Here is a 3,432-nt window from a genome sequence, read left to right as displayed (position 1 = left end):
AACGAACACACCGCAGGCCGCCCCATAGCCGGTACGCACGCCGCGCTGAGCAGCAACGGACAGCACGTAGATCGAGTTGGGCCCGGGCAGCAGGATGATGAAGATCGCCGCCGCGAGGAAGGTGCCGAGGTCGGTGATGCCGAACATGGGGGGCTCCTCAGGCTTTGTTCATCAAGCCAATGAAACGGTCGAACAGATAGGCGATGTCGTGCGGGCCGGGGCTGGCTTCAGGGTGGCCCTGGAAGCTGAAGGCCGGCTTGTCGATGCGGGCGATGCCCTGCAGCGTGCCATCGAACAGGCTCACGTGCGTGGCGCGCAGATTGGCCGGCAGCGTGTCGGGGTCGACCGCGAAACCGTGGTTCTGGCTGGTGATGCCGACGCGGCCGCTGTCCAGGTCCTTGACCGGGTGGTTGGCGCCGTGGTGGCCGAACTTCATCTTGAAGGTCTTGGCACCGCTGGCCAGCGCCAGGATCTGGTGGCCCAGGCAGATGCCGAAGACGGGGATGCCGGATTCGATCAGTTGCGCCGTGGCCTTGATCGCGTAGTCGCAAGGCTCCGGGTCGCCAGGGCCGTTGGATAGGAAGACGCCGTCCGGCTCCAGGTCGAACACGGCGCTGGCGGGCGTCTGCGCCGGCACGACGGTGACCTTGCAGCCACGCTCGGCCAGCATGCGCAGGATGTTGCTCTTGACGCCGAAGTCGTAGGCGACGACGTGAAACTTCGGTGCGGTCTGCGTGCCGTAGCCGCTGCCGAGCTTCCACTCGGTCTGCGTCCAGGTTTCGTTCTCGGTGCGGCTGACGACCTTGGCCAGGTCCAGGCCGGACATCGACGGTGCGGCCTTGGCGGCGGCGACTGCAGTGTCGATATGGACTTGGGTCAGCGCTTCGCCGGCAGCCAACGCCAGGATGCAGCCGTTCTGTGCGCCGTTGGTGCGCAGCACGCGTGTCAGGCGGCGGGTGTCCAGGCCAGCGATGGCGACGGTACCTTCGTCGCGCAGGTACTGATCAAGCGTACGGCCCGAGCGGAAGTTGGACGCGCGCAGCGGCAGGTCCTTGATGACCAGACCGGAGGCGAAAACCTTGGATGCCTCGACGTCTTCATCGCTGACGCCATAGCTGCCGATGTGCGGATACGTCAGCGTGACGATCTGCTTGCAGTAGCTGGGGTCGGTGAGGATTTCCTGGTAGCCGGACAGCGCGGTGTTGAACACCACTTCGCCGACCGTCTGGCCCGTTGYGCCGATGGACTGGCCTCGGAACACCGTCCCATCCGCCAGAGCCAGGATTGCTTGAGGGGGATGGAGCAGGTCAGCCAGCACGAAAGTCTCCGCAAGTGGGGCGCGTGCCCAGCATCAACCCGCCCGAGAGCGGATCAATTTGAGGAAACCGAGGAGGTTTTCGCCGGGCAGCAGATGGGTTCAGGTAAACCCATCGAGTATAGCCGACTGGGGTTAGTACGGAGGCTTCGTGACCGCCTCGCGACGGCTTCGTGACGCCTCAAAGTGCCGCTTCAGAGTGCCGAAATACCCGCCTTGGCGATTTCGGCGTCTTCGCTGGACTTCACACCGCTGACGCCCACCGCGCCCACGCACTGGCCGTCGACGAGGATGGGCACGCCGCCTTCCAGCAGGCCGTGCATGCCGGGCACGCTGAGGAAGGACTGCCGCCCGCCGTTGATCATGTCCTCGTAGATCTTGGATTCGCGCCGGCCCAAGGCCGAGGTGTGCGCCTTGGCCGGCGCAAACATCGCCGAGCTGGGCGAGGCGCCATCCAGGCGCTGCAGCCACAGCAGGTGGCCGCCGGCGTCGACGATGGCGATGGACACCGCCCAGCCCTTGCTGACTGCATGGGCCTCCGCTGCGGCGGCGATGCGCTTGACGTCTGCGAGTTCGAGTTGAGATTGCTGTTTCATGGTCTTGCTTTCCGGGGGATAGACCCCAATGTAGCGCCCCAGCGGGAGCCTAGAATTCCCTCGGTCCTTTTGCCTCCGGAGCATCGTCATGAACGACAGTCTGCAAACCTCTTACGGCTATGCCGGCAACGGCCTGGCTGTTGACCGGCAGCGCGTACTGCGCAACACCTATTGGCTGCTCGCCCTGTCGCTGGTGCCTACGGTGCTGGGCGCCTGGATCGGCGTATCCACCGGCTTCATGGCCAAGATGGGCTTCGGCATCAGCACGCTGGTCTTCTTCATCGGCGCCTTCGGCCTGATGTTCGTCGTCGAAAAGACCAAGAACAGCAGCATGGGCGTCGCAGCCCTGCTGGGCTTCACCTTCTTCATGGGCCTGATGCTGTCGCGGCTGATTGCCCAGGTGCTGGGCTACCGCAACGGTTCCAGCTTGATCATGACGGCCTTCGGCGGCACGGCAGCGATCTTCTTCGCGATGGCCAGCCTGTCCACCATCATCAAGCGCGACCTGTCGTCCATGGGCAAATTCCTGGTCGTTGGCGCGATCGTGCTGATGGTCGCCGGCATCGCCAACATCTTCCTGCAGTCGTCAGCGCTGATGCTGACCATCCTGGTGCTGATGCTGGGCGTGTTCTCGRCCTTCCTGCTGTATGACATCAAGCGCGTCATTGACGGCGGCGAGACCAACTACATCTCCGCCACGCTGGCCATCTACCTGGACCTCTACAACGTGTTCCAGAGCCTGCTGTCGCTGCTCGGCATCTTCGGCGGCGAGCGCGACTGATTGACTCACCCGGAGGCGCTTTGCGCCTCCCCCTCAAGGGGGCTGAGCCCGGACAGAAACAGTCCTGAGGACTGTTTGTGCCTGGCGAAGGACAAGGCCTCAGGCCTTGGCAGCCGCCAGTGGCCCGGCAAAGCCGGTTCCACGGCGGCCGCCTGATGAAGGAGCCTGCTGACGCGGCTCCTTTTTTATTGGGCGCCCGGYTTGAAGTTCTTCAACACAAAGGGTGCGCTCACAATGATCGGCTGGCCCACCTGCCCGACGTGCGCCGACAGCATCACCGTGCCTGCAGCTTGGTTTTCTTGGACTGTGCCGTTCAGCACCACGGGCTCCAGCTTGTTGGTCAGCGTGGCCACACTGGACAGCAGGGCCGTGTAGGGCGCTGCATTCAGTTGCAGCGAGATGGGCACGCTGACCTTGGCCTTGGCGTCGTCCGTATCCAGCCGCATCCACATGAGCACCTGCAGCTTGTCGCCCTTGCGGATCTCGCCGGTGATGGGTGTGATCACGCCGTTGTCCCAGACGTTGGCGCGCTTGCCCTGCAGGTCGACGCGCAGGCAGGTCTTGCCCGAGGCCTCGCAAGCCACCTGCTGTGTGGATTGGCCCTCGCCATAGACCGACCAGGCACTGACCTTGGCCGAATTGATCAGGTGATCCAACGCGGGGTCACCGCCGCGCGCCACTTGGGGTGTCGGCGCGCCGGGCGCCGGCACGAGGGCACCCAGAATGGGTCGGACCCAGCC

At 64.5% G+C, this 3,432-nt stretch carries 4 protein-coding genes and 1 pseudogene; 1 reads left to right on the top strand and 4 read right to left on the bottom strand.

What is annotated here, in order from left to right:
* The 3 genes and pseudogenes from ACXJKR_RS27635 to ACXJKR_RS27625 form a co-directional block, all read right to left on the bottom strand.
* Positions 1 to 147 (bottom strand): annotated as a pseudogene (locus ACXJKR_RS27635) (leucine efflux protein LeuE); the annotation flags it as partial.
* A gap of 10 nt (positions 148 to 157) precedes the next feature.
* A complete protein-coding gene (gene carA, locus ACXJKR_RS27630) occupies positions 158 to 1,318 on the bottom strand; it encodes a glutamine-hydrolyzing carbamoyl-phosphate synthase small subunit (protein ID WP_457325549.1) in 1,161 nt (386 codons plus the stop codon).
* A 191-nt stretch (positions 1,319 to 1,509) separates the two neighbouring features.
* Entirely contained in the window at positions 1,510 to 1,911 is a 402-nt protein-coding gene (locus tag ACXJKR_RS27625) for a GlcG/HbpS family heme-binding protein (protein WP_457325548.1), read from the bottom strand.
* Between the two features lie 88 nt (positions 1,912 to 1,999).
* Between ACXJKR_RS27625 and ACXJKR_RS27620 the strand changes: the two genes are divergently transcribed.
* Positions 2,000 to 2,692 carry a Bax inhibitor-1/YccA family protein gene (locus tag ACXJKR_RS27620; protein WP_457325547.1) on the top strand — a complete coding sequence of 231 codons (693 nt, stop codon included), beginning with the start codon at positions 2,000 to 2,002 and terminating at the stop codon, positions 2,690 to 2,692.
* 185 nt (positions 2,693 to 2,877) lie between these two features.
* Here ACXJKR_RS27620 and ACXJKR_RS27615 read toward each other — a convergent pair.
* The coding region (locus tag ACXJKR_RS27615; RefSeq protein ID WP_457325546.1) for a hypothetical protein at positions 2,878 to 3,432 on the bottom strand (555 nt) is incomplete at its 5' end.

The sequence above is a fragment of the Roseateles sp. P5_E11 genome, from assembly GCF_054049355.1.
Note: the sequence above shows the minus strand (reverse complement) of the source record. Positions and strands in the feature narration are given on the sequence as shown.

Bases quoted from the DNA above. Each gene is read 5' to 3' on its own strand.
- ACXJKR_RS27625 (WP_457325548.1), bottom strand. From the start codon at position 1,911: ATGAAACAGCAATCTCAACTCGAACTCGCAGACGTCAAGCGCATCGCC.